This is a genomic window from Actinacidiphila sp. bgisy167 (genome assembly GCF_057707665.1).
Genome location: NZ_JBYIQP010000028.1, coordinates 1 through 14,792, shown reverse-complemented (window position 1 = coordinate 14,792; position 14,792 = coordinate 1). Strand labels below are relative to the sequence as shown.

Annotated in this window: 11 protein-coding genes and 2 pseudogenes; 6 read left to right on the top strand and 7 right to left on the bottom strand. The window is 72.3% G+C overall.

What is annotated here, in order from left to right; all coding sequences use genetic code 11:
• Positions 1-26: 26 nt before the first annotated feature.
• Positions 27-2,633 (bottom strand): Pls/PosA family non-ribosomal peptide synthetase, encoded by a 2,607-nt coding sequence (locus AC3ET4_RS13765; protein WP_431949079.1) that lies wholly within the window; start codon positions 2,631-2,633, stop codon positions 27-29.
• A gap of 1,714 nt (positions 2,634-4,347) precedes the next feature.
• Complete coding sequence (locus AC3ET4_RS13760; RefSeq protein ID WP_431949022.1) at positions 4,348-4,662, bottom strand: hypothetical protein; 315 nt, start codon at positions 4,660-4,662, stop codon at positions 4,348-4,350.
• A gap of 1,093 nt (positions 4,663-5,755) precedes the next feature.
• Between AC3ET4_RS13760 and AC3ET4_RS13755 the strand changes: the two are divergent.
• From AC3ET4_RS13755 to AC3ET4_RS13740, 4 genes and pseudogenes are all read left to right on the top strand, one after another.
• Positions 5,756-5,884: pseudogene (locus AC3ET4_RS13755) on the top strand (HAD family hydrolase); the annotation flags it as partial.
• A 135-nt stretch (positions 5,885-6,019) separates the two neighbouring features.
• A complete protein-coding gene (locus AC3ET4_RS13750) occupies positions 6,020-6,721 on the top strand; it encodes a TetR/AcrR family transcriptional regulator (protein ID WP_431949021.1) in 702 nt (233 codons plus the stop codon).
• Positions 6,722-6,870: 149 nt separating this feature from the next.
• Positions 6,871-7,407, top strand: coding sequence for a hypothetical protein (locus tag AC3ET4_RS13745; RefSeq protein WP_431949020.1), 537 nt, complete (start codon positions 6,871-6,873; stop codon positions 7,405-7,407).
• A gap of 5 nt (positions 7,408-7,412) precedes the next feature.
• Entirely contained in the window at positions 7,413-8,111 is a 699-nt protein-coding gene (locus AC3ET4_RS13740) for a DedA family protein (protein WP_431949019.1), read from the top strand.
• 395 nt (positions 8,112-8,506) lie between these two features.
• Here the strand turns inward: AC3ET4_RS13740 and AC3ET4_RS13735 are convergent, their stop codons facing one another.
• On the bottom strand, positions 8,507-8,902 hold the full coding sequence (locus tag AC3ET4_RS13735) for a DUF2267 domain-containing protein (RefSeq protein WP_488175938.1): 396 nt from the start codon (positions 8,900-8,902) through the stop codon (positions 8,507-8,509).
• Between the two features lie 280 nt (positions 8,903-9,182).
• Here AC3ET4_RS13735 and AC3ET4_RS13730 point away from each other — a divergent pair, with 280 nt between their 5' ends.
• The gene (locus tag AC3ET4_RS13730; RefSeq protein ID WP_431949017.1) at positions 9,183-9,782 is read left to right on the top strand and encodes an ATP-dependent DNA ligase; all 600 of its coding nucleotides are present in this window, start codon (positions 9,183-9,185) and stop codon (positions 9,780-9,782) included.
• Positions 9,783-9,935: 153 nt separating this feature from the next.
• Here AC3ET4_RS13730 and AC3ET4_RS13725 read toward each other — a convergent pair.
• A pseudogene (locus AC3ET4_RS13725) lies at positions 9,936-10,300 on the bottom strand (aldehyde dehydrogenase family protein); the annotation flags it as partial.
• A 248-nt stretch (positions 10,301-10,548) separates the two neighbouring features.
• On the opposite strand from AC3ET4_RS13725, the gene AC3ET4_RS13720 reads away from it, so the two are divergent.
• The gene (locus AC3ET4_RS13720; RefSeq protein WP_431949016.1) at positions 10,549-11,094 is read left to right on the top strand and encodes a TetR/AcrR family transcriptional regulator; all 546 of its coding nucleotides are present in this window, start codon (positions 10,549-10,551) and stop codon (positions 11,092-11,094) included.
• A 27-nt stretch (positions 11,095-11,121) separates the two neighbouring features.
• Here the strand turns inward: AC3ET4_RS13720 and AC3ET4_RS13715 are convergent, their stop codons facing one another.
• From AC3ET4_RS13715 to AC3ET4_RS13705, 3 genes are read right to left on the bottom strand one after another with little or no spacing between them, the layout of a single operon-like run.
• Positions 11,122-11,379, bottom strand: a complete 258-nt coding sequence (locus AC3ET4_RS13715; protein ID WP_431949015.1) for a response regulator transcription factor — start codon at positions 11,377-11,379, stop codon at positions 11,122-11,124.
• Positions 11,380-11,428: 49 nt separating this feature from the next.
• Positions 11,429-14,302, bottom strand: coding sequence for a SpoIIE family protein phosphatase (locus AC3ET4_RS13710; protein WP_431949014.1), 2,874 nt, complete (start codon positions 14,300-14,302; stop codon positions 11,429-11,431).
• A gap of 37 nt (positions 14,303-14,339) precedes the next feature.
• The gene (locus AC3ET4_RS13705) at positions 14,340-14,615 is read right to left on the bottom strand and encodes a hypothetical protein (RefSeq protein WP_431949013.1); all 276 of its coding nucleotides are present in this window, start codon (positions 14,613-14,615) and stop codon (positions 14,340-14,342) included.
• Between the last annotated feature and the right edge of the window lie 177 nt (positions 14,616-14,792).

Below are 14,792 nucleotides of genomic sequence, written 5' to 3'. Positions count from 1 at the left end.
TGCCTCCACTCGCGGTTTCCATGGGTCTACACACCGCTGATCAGTGCGGTGGCGCGATCGCCGCCGCTGTTCGGGTGCTTGGGGTTCTCCGGCATCTCCCGTGCGGGATTGCCGCCCCACCGGGCGTTCGCGGGCAGTTCCTCGCCCTTCATCACAAAGGAGTCCGGGGCGATCACGGCGCCGTCGCCGACGGTCACGCCGTAGTGGACGAGGGCGCCGACGCCGAGGGTGCAGCCGGCACCCAACGTGCTGTGGTCGGACTTGAAGGCGCCGTCCTCCTGGGAGTGGCTCTGGATGACGGTGCCCGCGTTGAGCGTGCAGTCGTCGCCGATGGCGGCCAGCGAGCGCTCCGGGAGGAACAGGCCGTCGTCGAAGACCCGGCGCCCGATCCGCACGCCGAGCAGACGCCAGACGACGTTCTTGTACGGGGTGCCGTTGAAGAGGTTCAGGTACTCCGTCGCGGCCGTCACCTTCCAGTAGCGCTCGTGCCGCCAGAAGTCCGGGTCGTAGATCGAGCAGTACAGCGGCCGCAGACCCTGGAACCTGGTCACGACGCGCTCGCCGAGCACGATGTAGGCGACAGTGACCACCAGGACCACGACGTTGGCGAGGGCCACCGCGGCGGCACCGTAGGCGGGGTAGAAGTCGGCCGCGCAGGACGCCGTGAGCAGCACCAGGAACAGCAGCAGCCACTGGAGCAGCAGGTGCAGCAGCGCGGTGCCGGTGTTGTGCCTGTTCTTGGCCGACAGCAGCCGGCGGAACGCCTCGCCGTCCTGCTTCAGGTGGTCGAACCTGCTGTCGCGGTCCACTGTGCGGGGAATCTCGAAGCTGGGCGAGCCCAGCAGTCCGACGTTCTCCCGGATCGGACCCTCGACGGGGACCATGACCTTCGTGGCGAGCAGGCAGTTTTCGCCGGTCCTGCCCTGCGGCGGGTAGGCGACGTGGTTGCCCAGGAAGTTGTGCGGGCCGATCGCCGTCCGGGTGACGCGGAAGGAGGTGCTCGAGTAGTCGGCATTCATGAGGGACAGCCCGTCGGCGACCATGGTGCCGGTGCCGACCTTGCTCAGGAACGGGTTCTCGTGCTTCACCTCGGTGCCGAAGTTCGAGCCGGTCTGCTCCACCGGCGACAGGTCGTACCCGATGGCGCGCAGGTAGTGCACGACGGCGGAACTGTCGCCGAACAGGACGCGGAAGAACTTCCGGTTGGTGAGGAAGCCGACGGTGCGGTGGACCCCGTAGCGGAAACCGTAGAGCGGGTGGACCATGTCGGGCTTCACGAGCGGGTGCAGCAGCCGCGGCACGGTGACCGCGGTCAGCAGGCTCAGCAGCACAGCCCCGCAGAAGAGGACGAAGGAGGCGGCTGCGGCGTCGACGTAGAAGTTCCAGCTCGTCATGGCCACGGGGCCCGGCTCCAGCAGGGAGGACAGCCGCGGGACCACCGCGAGCAGGATCGCCACACCGCCGACCGCGAGCGGTATCCAGAGGCCCAGCAGGAGCAGCAACTGGGTCAGGCAGTAGGTGACCCGGCGGCTCCTGCCGCACTCCACCGGCGCCACCACGCGGTAGTCCGCGGCGCCCGGCTGGGCCGGGGAGCCGTGCCACCGCTCGCCGGCCGGGACCGACTGGCCGGTGTGGAGCGAGGAGGAGTGGCCGAGCTGGGCGCCGTCGCCCATGCAGGTGCCGATGTCGAGCACGGTGACCTCGCCGATCAGCACGTCCTTGCCGATGGTGACCGGGCCGGTCTGGATCGCGGACGAATGGCCCCGGTAGCAGGAGAAGTACGAGTCCTTGCGGATCACGGTGCCGTCGCCGATGGTCAGCAGGTCGGTGCAGACCGGGACGTGCTTGGAGAAGACGGCCACGCCGCGGCCTATTCGCGCGCCGAGCGCCCGCAGGTACAGCACGTACAGCGGGGAACCGACGAACAGGACCATGGGGTTCGACCGGATGAGGGTCCGCACGCACCAGAACCGGAAGTACGCCAGGCTCCAGATGCGGATCTCCTGGGGCTTCCACCGTCCGACCAGGAGCCACTTGCCCACGACGGGCAGGAGGCAGACGCCCGCGAAGGCCGCACTGCCGAACGCCACGGAGCGCAGGTAGCTGTCGTACGCGCCGCTGCCGGCGGCGATCCACTCCGCGCCGCTCGTCAGCACGAGCGCCGCAAGATAGGAGTAGCCCAGGAAGAACAGGGCCTGCAGCACGCCGCAGACGAGATAGCGCGGAGTGCCCCGGGCCGCCGCTGCCTCGATGGCCTCCGGGACCGCCACGCCTGCGACCGCCGACGCGGCCACGGCGGCCTGGCCGGCGGCCGGCGGGGATTCCGCCAGGGCCGTTGCGAGGCTTCTGATCGTCGGATACCGGTAGATGTCCTTCATCGACACCGACGGCAGATCCTGGTGCTTCCTCACTCGGGCGCAGAAATGCGCCATCACCAGGGAGTCGGCACCCATTTCCGTGAAGAAGTGGCTGTCGACCGACACCCGGTCCTTGTGCATGATGCAGGCCAGGATGTCGGCGAGGATCTTTTCCGTGCCGTCGGCCGGGGCGGTGTGAGGACGCCCTGTGGTTGAAGATTCATCGGGATCCGAAGCGGGGTCGGACGCCAGGACCTCTGAAGATTTTTCCACGATGTGAGCTCCTTGAGGAAAAGTCGACCACGGGCGGCTGGTAAGGCCGGTACCCGGTGTCCCTCGCGCTCCGGCTGGGCCGGAGCGAGTAATCCGGAAGCCATGCGGTCGTGAGCTCTTCTTCTCGCCATACAACCATATGTCGCTCCTCGTAGTCTCCGCCGTCCTCGTTCGGAGTGCCACTCGAAGATGATCGAAGTGGCACTTCGTGGCCGTGGACTGCGCAAATGCTCGAGAAGGCCGGGCGAATCGACGGGTACCGTTCCGGAAAGCCGAAAAAACCATCGATTCGCAGGGTTGCGAGAAAGGCGCCGGGATGCGATAGGCGCTACCGAGCGTGTTCGGCCCGGTCAAGTGAGTTAAAAGAAAACGTATATTCGCTGAAGCACCGTCATATGACCGGGGAGGCCCGTCCGCAGACCGCGCAGGCCTTGGCGGACCCGGCGGTCAGGGGCAGCGGTAGGTGAAGTCGTCGTGACGGTGCGGTGACCCGGGGCGGCGATGCGCGGTTCCGCCCGCGCCCGGCGTGTGCCCTGCCCGCGGAGGGTCCACAGCGGGTGCGGCCGGGCCTCTCGGCGGCCGCGGGGGACCTCCTCGAGCAGCATGGCGCAGGACGCGCCGTCGTTGCGTGGTCAACGGTAACTGATCGTGCCCGGGCGGTCGTTGGGCGTGACCACCGCGACCAGGTCGACTGTGGTGTCGCAAGGGGGCGCCGTCGGGGACGCCGTCACCGTCACGTCCCGCACCCCCGAGTAGGCGCTGCCATACGAGGAGGCCGAGTACCGACGCCGGCAGCGGCGCCATCGGCGCATAGCGCCCGGTCCGGGAGGGTGTAGGCCCGACCGCGGGCTCCGGCTCCGCCTCCTGCGGTGCGGACGGCAGGGCCCAGTGCTCGGCGAGGACGGTGGCGTTGTACCCGGGGTCCTGCGCGGCCCGCGCCGGTTCGGAGTCCCGCGGAGCGGCTTCGTCAGGCGGCGTGTCCGCGGGGCGATGCGAGGCGCGTTGGCGGGGCAGAGGCGGAAGGTGCCCTCCGTCGCTCAGGGGGAGGTCGGGTGAGCCGTTCATGCGACCACGCGCTGACGGGTGAGGATGCCGGAACGACGGTCTCCGGCCGCCGCCGGGTCGGCGGTCGCGAGCGCCCCGTGCCAACAGCCGCCGCCCCGCGGGAAGATGTGCTCGACCATGAAGGGCTGCGAGGTCGATCCGCTGTGCGTGAAGGTCTGCCTGCCGTCCGTGGTGCCACGCTCGCGCCCTCGGCGTCGCTCGAGTACCAGGTCGCCGTGACGGTCACGCCGTGTGTCACCGGTACGCAGCGCGATAGTGGCCGCCGCGGCCGAATGCACCCGTCTGGGCGAAGGAGGTCACGGAGACCTCGCTCACGCGCACCGGGGTGTCGCCGACGCGGGGGCGACTCGGCCGACGAGGGGGCGGCGCCGGCGTCGCGGGGGCGGCGACCGTCGCCGGCGGTCATGGTCGGCGTCGGCGATGTGGTCGCACCGGGCGTGCCCGGCGTGATGCCCGCGGTGGCCCCGGCGGAGGACCGGGACGCGCTCTGCGGCTGCGGGGGCGACGGACTCACGGAGGCGAGGGACCACTTCCCAGCGGAGCCGTCGGCCCCGGCGCGGCAGCGCTGCCGTGCGGGATCGCTGTCGTCGTTTCCCCTGTCCAGTTGGGGTAGTCCGCCGTGGGAGCTCCCCCGAAGCCACTGCGGCGAGGGTCAGCAGTCCGGGTGGGCGCCCTGTCTGGAAAGGCGCCCCGCGCCGCCCCGGACCGCCGTCGCGGCGAGGCCGGCCGTACCAGGCCGCCCGTCCTGCCGAGGCGCGGCGACGCTGGTGACCGCGGTCATCGCGCCCGCGCACATGAGGTCGATGGAGAAACCGGGGAGGGAGCAGCGGCACCAGCGCCGCCGGCGCTGAGCTCGCGCCGACCCGCTCCTCCCGTCGCTTCCGCAGACCACTCCCGCGATCACCTCCAGTCCCGCGACGAGGGCCTCGGCGTCCGCCCAGGCGCCGCGCACCAGGGTCTTCGCCATCCCGCGCAGGTGTGCGGAACGTCGCCGACGCCGCGTACGCGTCCGCGGCCGGTGGGGCGCCCGTATTACTGCTCGGGGGCCGTGTGCGGCGGTCCCAGCCACCGCTTCGACGGTTCCGCTCCGCACGGCGACGCCGAAGTGACCGGCTTCGACGTTCTGCAAGCGCGACCAGGACGTTCTCCGGTTCGTAGTCGCGGTGCACCACCGGTGCGGTGAGCGGCGGCGAGACCGAGCGACGGCCCCTGCGGCACCGCGAGTGCCGCCTCGGGTCAGTGGCTCCTTCCTGGCGGAGCACTGCCCGCAGGGCTACGCCGTCCACCAGCTCCATGACGATGGCGTCGCCCCGCGAACCCTCCACGTACTCGTACGGACTGACGACATACGGTGTTGTGAGACCTCCCAGCAGCTGTGCCTCGGCACGGAACTCCCGTGGGAACTCCCGGTCGGTCGCTGAAGGTACTGCCGCGACGGGAGTTGACGTGGCGTCATGCAACGCGTGCACCAGCACCCGCCGCTGCCCGAGCCCTGTTCCCGGCCTCGGTGTACCCGGGGGCTCTCCAGCCGTTCATTCACTTGTCCACTGCGTGTGGCGCGGTGCCGGCGACCGCGTCGACTTCTCCTCAAGAGACACGATTCCTCCCTGGCCCGTGCCGGGGGAACCCCCCACCCGGCTGAACACCCCCCGCCGACCGTCCGTACTCCGGGGGCGTCCGCCTCGAGGTCCTGCCGTCGCTCCGTGTGCCCGGCCTCGTCGTCGCAGGTCGGCCGCCGAGCTTCGGCGGCCTCGGGCGGTGTCCCGCGGTGTGCGCATGCGGATGACCGCACGCGGGGACGGCCGGCCGCCGGCCAGGCCCGCCGCGGCCCCTGCGGCCGCCCGATCATTGCGCGGGGGGCGGTCCACCCGCGGACGGCCGTCCCGCGGCCGTCGGGAGCGTGCTGCCAGGGCGCGTGCGCTTCCGGTCCCCTGGAGCGTGCCGTCCCGCTCGGCGGCTCGGCGGCATCGTCCTCGTTTCGCCGTCCCCGCCGCCGCGCTCGCCTGGTGCCCGGAGTCGCCGGAAGGCCGTGCATCCCCCGCGCGGTGTACTCGTCGGATTCCCAAGCCCGCCGGCCGGGCTTGGGCCCCGGCTCGTGCGGAGCCGTCGGTGACAGCCGTTCCGACCTTCCGCTGTTCGCGTCCGTCGGGTTGAGCGCGGCGTTCAACGCCTCCGCGGGAGCGCGCGCACTGGGACGCATGGTCTTCGCCGCCCGCTGACAGCCCGGCGGACGGCCTCCGGCGGTCGGAGTCGGCGGAGCGCGCATGGTGCTCCGCGGACCGCGGCGCATCCGGAGAAGACTCTCCGCTCGGTAGGGTGGCCTCATGGCAGCGACCGAGAGCCGCCGATCCGCCGAACGGGGACTGCGTGCGGATGCCCTGCGCAACCGGCAGCGGATCGTGGCGGCCGCGCGCGCCATCTTCGAGGAGCGGGGCCTGGACGCGCCGTTGGACGAGGTCGCCGAGCGCGCCGGCGTCGGCGCGGGAACGCTCTACCGGCGCTTCGCCTCGCGCGAGGAGCTGGTCGAGGCCGCCTTCGCGGAGGAGCTGGCGCAGGTGGAGGCCATCGCCGAGGAGGCGCTGCTCTGCGAGGACCCGTGGACCGGCTTCAGCACTTTCGTCGAGCGGCTGTGCGCGGCCATGGCGGCCGACCGCGGCCTCAGCGACCTGCTCGTCCTCAGGCTCCCGACGTCGACGATGGGCGCTGCCTTCTGCGACCGCCAGAACCGCGCCCTGGCCCGGCTCGTGCGCCGGGGGCAGGAAGCGGGAGCGCTGCGCGTAGACGTCGTCCCGGAGGACGTCCTGCTGTTCCTCATGGCCAATGCGGGCGTGATCGAGGTGACCCGGGGCGCCGCCCCGCACGCGTGGCGGCGCCTGGTGGCGTTCCTGCTGGAGGCCTGCAGGCCGGTGCACACAGGTGCCCTGCCGGCCCCGCCGACGCCACTGCAGACGCAGCGCGCCCTGCTGGGGAACGCCGAGGCCAAGGGACTGCGAGCGCCCGGCCGCGCGGGCCCCGCCGCCGACTGACCGGACAGCCCCTGCGGCGGGACTGTGAGGTGCCGCTGTGAGGTGCGTCACCGGGGAAATAAGCGGAGATTCAGGTCCGTTTTGCTCTCCGGAAGACGATGGCGACGCGCCGCAGGGGCGACGCGGACCCGGCTGATCAGGAGGCCGCCGTGAACCCACCCCCATCCCCGGGAGATGGCTGGACGGCGCTGGGGCAGGACGCGGCGCATACGCTCGATCGGGTCCATGCCGTGGTGCCATGGCCGCTGATGGCGGTGACCCTGCTCTGGCTGGCTCACCGGCACCCCGCGGTCTACGTCCGCGTCGCGGTGGCCCTGCTGCTGTCCAGTGCGGCCGGGCTCGCCCTGTGCGCGTCGATGGGACGAGTGCCGTTGCGCGGAACGTCCCCCGCCCGTGACTACCTGGCGGACTACTTCGGGCTGCCCGGCGCGGGTGCGGGCTGGTACCTGCTGATCGCGCTGGCGGCGATCGCCACCGTCCCGGCCGTGTGGGCGCGGATCGCCGTCGCGGCGGTCGCGCTCTCCTCGGTGGGTGTGGCGGTGGCGACCGCGGACGACCCGGTGGCCGGCACCCTCCTGGCCGCGGGTCTGCCGGTGCTCGCCTGGTTCACCGCACGCCTCGTGCCCTCCCGGCGGGGGACGGCGCGGCGCGCGGCCGACGCGGCGCCGCTGCGGCAGGCGGGCTGACGGCCATGCACCTGGACGGACTGGACGGACTGATCGAGGCGGCCGGCTGGTGGACGTACATCGTCGTGTTCGCCGTGACGGCGGGGGAGACCAGTGCGTTCGTCGGCCTGCTGCTCCCCGGTGAGACCGTGATCCTCCTGGCCTCGGCCATCGCCGGCCGCGGCGACCTGCAGCCGCTGCTCCTCGCCGCCGCCGTCGTCACCGGCGGCATGGTCGGCGACAGCCTCGGCTACGCGCTGGGCCGGACCTGCGAGCGCCACCCGGGCACCTGGCTGCACCGGATACGGCCCGACAGCGGGATCGGACGCGCGCAGCACTTCCTGGTGCGCCACGGCGGGGTGGCGGTGTTCACCGGGCGTTTCGTTGGTTTCGTCCGTACGTTCCTGCCGTTCGTCGCGGGGGCGTCCGGGATGCCGTACCGCCGCTTCTTCCTCTACAGCAGTGCCGCGTCGCTCGTCTGGGGCGTCGGCAATGTGCTGCTCGGCTACTTCGCCGGTGCGGCGGCCTCCGAACTGCTCCACCGTGCCGGTGTCGTCGCGATCCCCGTGCTGGTGGTGGCGGGCGGGGCCGTCCTGCTCGGCATGCGCCTGCTCGGCCGCCGCCGCGGGACCGCGCGGGCAGCCTCGCGGATCGTGGCGTCGGGCGGGGCCGGGCGGACGCCGGAGCAGGATCCGGCCGCCCACACCTCCGTACGGGGGTCCTGAGCCCTCGGGACAGCGCACCCGCCCCCCGGGCCCGGCCGGCGCCGCAGGGTGATGCGGCTCCTATGACCCGGTTCCGCCGGGTCGCGCCTGTGGGGACTGCGCGGCCTGACCGTTCCGGCATGGCCGGCCGGTCGGTGTGGGCGTCGTAGGCGTAGTCCGTGGCCTGGAGCGCGAACCGCTCGCCGAGCGACACGCAGTCCTCGCCTTCATGGCGCCATCCGCGCGCGGGCATCGGCGCCCGCACCCGGTTCCGGGTACGGCGTTTCCCCACACTGGTGCGTATGTCGTCTCCGGAGGCCGCGACCCGGTCGAGATCGGCCGCGAGCGGGACCAGGACGTGCACGCCGAGTCCAACCCGTGGATGCGGCACGAGTGGCCGCCCCGGCGCGGCCGGTTCAGGCGGCGCCCACGAGTCCGTCGCGGCCGAAGAGCGGAGCGTAGTCGCACGGCAACTGGTGCAGGATCCGGGTGATCAGTTCCGGACCGGCCAGCCCGGCGACCACGGCGAGCACGGTGCAGCAGTCCCACCGCGCCGTGGTGGTCGTGCCGCCGGTTCGGGCGGCAAGGTCCTCGACGAAGGCGCCGCAGGTGATGGGACGGAGCTCGGGGATCTCGGCGGTGAACACGAGTGCCGCCTCGACGGGCAGGCAGGCGGCCAGCGCGACGCGTTCGTCGCCGATGAGCCTTCGGCCCAGGGCGCCGAGCACCGCCCGTACGGCTTCCTCGGCCCGTTCCCGGGTGGGATGGACGCCGTCGTACCGCACCCGCTCCACCATGTGCTCGAACGTCATGGACGCCGTGGGCCGAGCCGGTTGAGGCTGGAAGGACATCGCTGAACCTCCGCGGTGCGTGCGTGCCGACCGGTGCGTCCGGCCGTTGCTGCCGCGCCTACCCCGAAAGCCGCGGTGTATGGCCGCCGATTTCACCGCCGCGTCTGCCCGATCCTGATGGTGTTTGTCGCTTGGGTGGTGGATTGGCCTGTTCGGGGGGTGTGGGGTGATGCTGGGATATGTGAGTACGGGTGTTCCTGCGGATTCCGCTGCTCCTGCCGTTCTGCCCGCGTGGTCGCCGATGCTGGCGGTGGCGGGGCCGTTGCCGGGGCCGGAGGTGGAGGCGGAGTACGGGTTCGAGCCGTTGTTCAACGGGGCTCGGGTGCTGGTGTATCTGCCGGGTGACGGGCAGGTGCGGTTGGTGTCGGCGGTGGGGCAGGACGTGACGGCGGGGTATCCGGAGTTGCGGGGGTTGCCGGGGGTGTTGCCGCCGGGGCTGGTGGGGGTGCTGGACGGGGAGATCGTGGCGTTGGGGAAGCATGGCGGGGTGTCGGTGGAGCGGTTGCAGCGGCGGATGAGTCTGCGGCATCCGGTGGCGGTGGCGGAGGCGTCCGAGGCGATGCCGGTGCAGTTGGCGGTGTACGACATCCTGCACTTGGGGGAGCCGGTGCTGCATTCGCCGTTCACGGCGCGGCGGGCGTTGCTGGATGATCTGGGGGTGGCGGGGCCGCATGTGGTGGTGCCGCCGTACTGGCCGGCGATGGCGAGCGAGGCGTTGCACTACATCCGGCAGGAGGGGTACGACGGTGTGGTGGCCAAGCGGTTGACCAGTACGTATCTGCCGGGGCGGCGCAGCCGCGACTGGATCAAGGTCAAGAACCTCCACCCCGACGGCTCCTGACCCGAGAGCCCCGCACGCGACGGCTCGCCACCGCGACATCACCGACTGCCGCGTCGCGCCCCGGCGTACGCGTCCCTGTGACGCCTCGCCCCCGTGACGCCTTGACCGCGTCCCACCCCGGTGTTTTCGCCCCCTACGACGGCCGACCGGTGGCCCGAGGCCCGGCGCGGGTCGTCGCCGGGCCCGGGGCGGTGCGACGTCACCGCCTGCGGGTGACCGTCTTGTGCTCGACGTAGCCGGTCAGGCCGACTGCCGTACTCGCGGGCCGGCGGGCGACCGCCATCGCGCGCTCGGGGTCCGCGCTCCACACGCCTCCACAGGCCGTACTCGGAGTCGTTGGCGATCCGCACGGCGTCGTCCTCGTCGTCGTAGGCGATCACGACCAGCACCGGACCGAAGATCTCCTCCTGGGCGATGCGCATGCCGTTGTCGACGTCCGCGAACACGGTCGGGGTGACGTAGTTGCCCTTCTCCAGTCCATCCGGCCCGCTGACCAGGCGGGCGCCCTCCTCGATGCCGGGCCGTGGGGTCCGTTGAGCGACGGCACGCCCCTGGCCCTGCGATCCCCTGGTGATCACCCGGTATGCGCCATGGGGTTCCTCCTGCCAGGCGACGGGAAACCCCCATGACCCCGGGGAGGGAGGCGAGACCACAGTGGAAACTTGTTCGATAAGTGCAACATTGCCGCGGCATTGCCAGTCCCTAGTGCACCTTCTGCTGGGGTGATATATGTCTAACTGCCCAGTGGTGCTACGATGCCGCCATTATGAGAGCCGATGCCGCACGCAACCTCGCCGTGGTCCTGCGCACCGGGGCCCGGCTGCTGGCCGAGGACCCGAGCACCTCGATGTCGGCCATCGCCGGCGCGGCGGGGGTGGATCGCACGACCGTCCACCGCCGCTTCGCCACGCGCGAGGCCCTGCTCAGCGCCGTCTTCCACGCGAAACTCGACTCCGCCGAGCGGGTCCTGGACGAGGCTCGGCTCACCGAGGCGCCCGTGCCCGTCGCCCTGCACCGCTATGTGGAGGGGATCGTCCCCGTCAGCCGTGAGTGGCCCGTCGACACGCGCCGCATGATGCGGCAGGACCCCGACGCCGACCGCCGGCGAGCGGAGCAGAGTGCGCGACTGGACGCCTTCCTGCGGCGCGCCGCGGAGGAGGGTCATCTGCGCCCGGGCGTCCCCGAGGAGTGGGCGAGGGCGGTTCTCGACCAGTTGGTGGACGCCGTCGCCCACCGCTTCCCCGAGGTGGCGCCCCCGCGGGCGGCGGATCTCGTGGTGGACACGTTCCTCAACGGCTTCGGCCGGTCCTGATCCGGATCGCGTACGAAGCGCGGGGGGTCACGGTCCGAGCGCGACGGCCGTGCGGGTGAGTTCGGCGGTGCCGGAGATGCCGAGCTTGGCGCGGATGCGGCGCAGGCCGGCGTCGACGGTGTGCTTGGACAGTCCCAGGTGCCGGGCGGTCCGGCGGCAGGTGCGGCCGGCGGCGGGTCTCACGCTCGCGGGGGCGAGGTCGGGGAGTCCTGCCGCGGTGGTGGCGGCAGTGGCGTCGGGGCCCGTGGCGGCGCCGGTCCGGGGCGTGGTGGCCGCGGCGCTCATGGGGGTGTCCTTGGTGACGCCGATGCCGCGACCCGGGCCCGCCGGCCGGTCAGCCGAGAGGCGGGACCGCCTCGACGTCGAACGGCTCGGCGAGCGGGGCTCCCGCGCCGCGGTCCGGCAGCTGCTGCGCCGTCCAGATGCACTTGCCGTTCGGGGTGTAGCGGGTGCCCCACCGCTGGGACAGGGAGGCGACGAGCTGCAGTCCCCGTCCGCCCTCGTCGGTCTCGGACGCGTGGCGGATGCGTGGCATTGTCAGGCTGTCGTCGTAGACCTCGCAGACCAGGTCCATGTCCCGCAGCAGCCGCAGCGTCATGGGGCCCTTCCCGTGGCGCACGACATTGCCCACCAGCTCACTGGCGAGCAGTTCCGTGGTCGGTGTCAGCTCCTCCAGGTGCCACGCGGACAGCTGCTCCCGTACGTGCCGGCGGGCCGTTCCCGCCGCCCGCGGGTCCTCGGGAAGCCGCCAGCTGGCGATCCGCTCGGGAGCGAGCGCGTGGACGCGGGCGACGAGCAGGGCGATGTCGTCGCTGGTCGTCCCCCCGGCGGGGAGCAGCCCGCGGATGAGGGAGTCGCAGAGCGTGCCCAGGTCGGCGGTTTCCTCGCCGATCAGCAGTCGCGCCAGGTCGTCGAGCCCCTTGTCGATCTCCCGCTCGGAGGACTCGACCAGCCCGTCCGTGAACAGCACGAACAGGCTCTCCTCGGGGACGTGCAGCTCGACGCTCTCGAACGGCTGCTCCGCCGCCCCCAGCGGCGGGTTCGGCACGGCCCTCGGGAAGGACACCGATCCGTCGGGACGGACGACCGCGGGCGGCGGGTGCCCGGCGCGGGTGACCGAGCACATTCCGGTGGTCGAGTCGTAGAGGACGTACAGGCACGTGGCGTAGAAGTCCGGGCCGAGCCCGCCGACGATGTCGTTGAGGTGCCCCATGATCTCGTCGGGAGGCAGTTCCAGGCCGGCCAGGGTGTGGACGGCCGTGCGCAGCCGTCCCATGGTGACCGCCTCGGACAGGCCGTGCCCCATCACGTCGCCGATGACGAAGGCCACCCGGCCGGCGGACAGCGGGATCACGTCGTACCAGTCGCCCCCGACGTCCGCGCCCTCCTCCGTCGGCAGGTAGCGGGCGGCGAGCGTGGCCGACGGCAGCCGGGGCAGCTCCTGGGGGAGCATGGCGCTCTGCAGTTCCCGGGAGCGGCTGTGCTCGGCGTCGTAGAGCCGGGCGCGCTCCAGCGCGTGCGCCACCAGCGCGCTGATGGCGCTCAGCAGGGTGCGCTCCTCGTCCGTGAGGCGCCGTGCCTCGTCGAAGGCGAGCACGCACACGCCGAAGGTGAGCCCGGAGGCGGTCAGCGGGAGGAAGGCCCAGGACTCCTTCCCCGACTGCTGCAGGCGGCCGGCCACGGTCGGGTAGCGCGTCGCGTACTCCTCGGCCGAGGAAATGAAGACCGGCCCGTGCGAGATGGCGTCCCACAGCGGGTCCCCGGCAATCGGGTGGCCGCCCTGGAGGTCGTCCAGGATGACCTGCGGATAGCCGACGGAGCCCACGTTGTGCGTCCTGCCGCCCTCGAGGGCCTGCACCAGCAGGCCTGTGGCGCCGAACGGGGGAAGGACGCCCTGGGCGACGGCGTCCACCACGTCGCGCGAGGTCGAGGCCTTGGCGAGGGCCGCGGTCAGCTCGGCGATCCGCGCCGCCCGTTCGCCCGCGGCGCGCTCGGCGGCGGCACGCTCGGCCTCGTGCCGGCGCCGCTCGGTGACGTCGGTGAAATAGAGCGTCACTCCGTCCGACAGCGGGACCAGCCGTATCTGGTAGCGGGAGCCCGTGTCCGGTATCGCGACGTCGAAACTCGTGGGAGCCGGCTCGGCCGCGGCCTTCCGGCAGCGGGACTCCAGGCCGGGGATCTTCCGCAGCGACGGGAGCGTCCAGAGCACCCGGCCGTACAGCTCCTCCTCTGAGGAGCCGAGCAGCTGTTCGGCTTTCAGGTTGACGAAGGTGATGCGCCATTCCACGTCCGCGGAGAGGAAACCGTCGCTCATGTACCGCAGGGCGCGGCTCAGCGCGTCGCGCGCGGACCGGGACTCGTTGCTCTCCCACGCCGTGCCGATCATCCGGTAGGGCTCGCCCTGCTCGTCCACGACCACCGTGGCGCGGGTCTCGGTCCACCCGTAGCTGCCGTCCGGGCGGCGTACCCGGTACTCGGCCTCGAACGTGCCGCGGGTTCGGATCGCCTTCTCGGCGGCCGACAGGGTCCACCGCAGGTCGTCGGGGTGGACGACCTTCAGCCAGGTCTCGAGCCGGGGCGTGAAATCCGCGGGGTCGGTGCCGTAGACGGCCATGGCCGCGTCGTCCCAGGCGAGCTCGCCGGTGCGGATGTTCCAGTCCCACGTGCCCACCTCGACGGCCTTCAGCGCCTGCCGCAGCCGGCTTCCGCTGGGCTCCTCGTGCGCCGGTCTTCTCGGCGGAGGTGCCTGGGCGACCCGTTCCTGCGCCCAGGCGGTCACCGCCTCGAGGAACAGCCACTGCTCCTCGGTGGGCTTCCCGGCCCGGCCGGTGACGACGGTCAGCGACCCGACCGGGCTCACGCCGTCCGTCAGGGCCATGGCCGCCAGACCCGTGCCGGGCCACGGCGTGCCCGCACCGGGCCCGACGGTCCCGGCCGACCCGTAGGCCGCCCACACCCGGCCGCGGCTGCGCGCGGCGCGAGCGGGAACAGCGGGGCTCTCGTAGTCGATGATCTCCCACGGGCGCGCGTACCCCGGTGGCAGTCCGACGGTGGACACCAGGCGCAGCGCGGACATCGGCCCGCGCAGGTGGACCGTGCCGCCCAGTCCGTCCAGCGCGGCGACGGCGTGCTGCAGCGCGAGCCGGAGAACCTCGCCCTCGGCGATGCCCTGCTCGACCTCGGCGAGCAGGGCCAATCGGTCGTCCACTATGCAAATGTACATTCCGGGCGGGACGGGGAGATGGTCACCCATGCCCCGGGGCCCGCCCGGACCGGCGTGTCTGGCCCGGCAGACGGCCGCGGCCGTCCTCGTGCCGCACGTGCAGGAGGAAGAGGGCTTTCAGCACGTCGTCCGACATGCCGGCCAGGACGGCCTCCGGTGTGGTGGCCATCTCGTGCGCGAGATCGCGCACCAGGCGTGCCACGCCGTCGACGCCGCACTCCTCGGCGCGGTGGGCGGGGCCGGGCTGGAGGGCGCCGTGGCCGAAGGGGTCGTGGTAGGGGCTCGTCTTGTCGCTCATGCGCATCTTCCGAACGGGGCGGGGATCGCCGCGGCGGGGGCCGTGCGAGGTGTGATGGACAGGGCCAAGAGTGCGCCAAGGCGGCCGCGTCGACCACGGAACGCTGTTCCTATGCCCAGGACTACCAGGCTGGGGACCGGGGAGCCGTGTTTCCCCCCGAAACGGGGAAAAACCCCC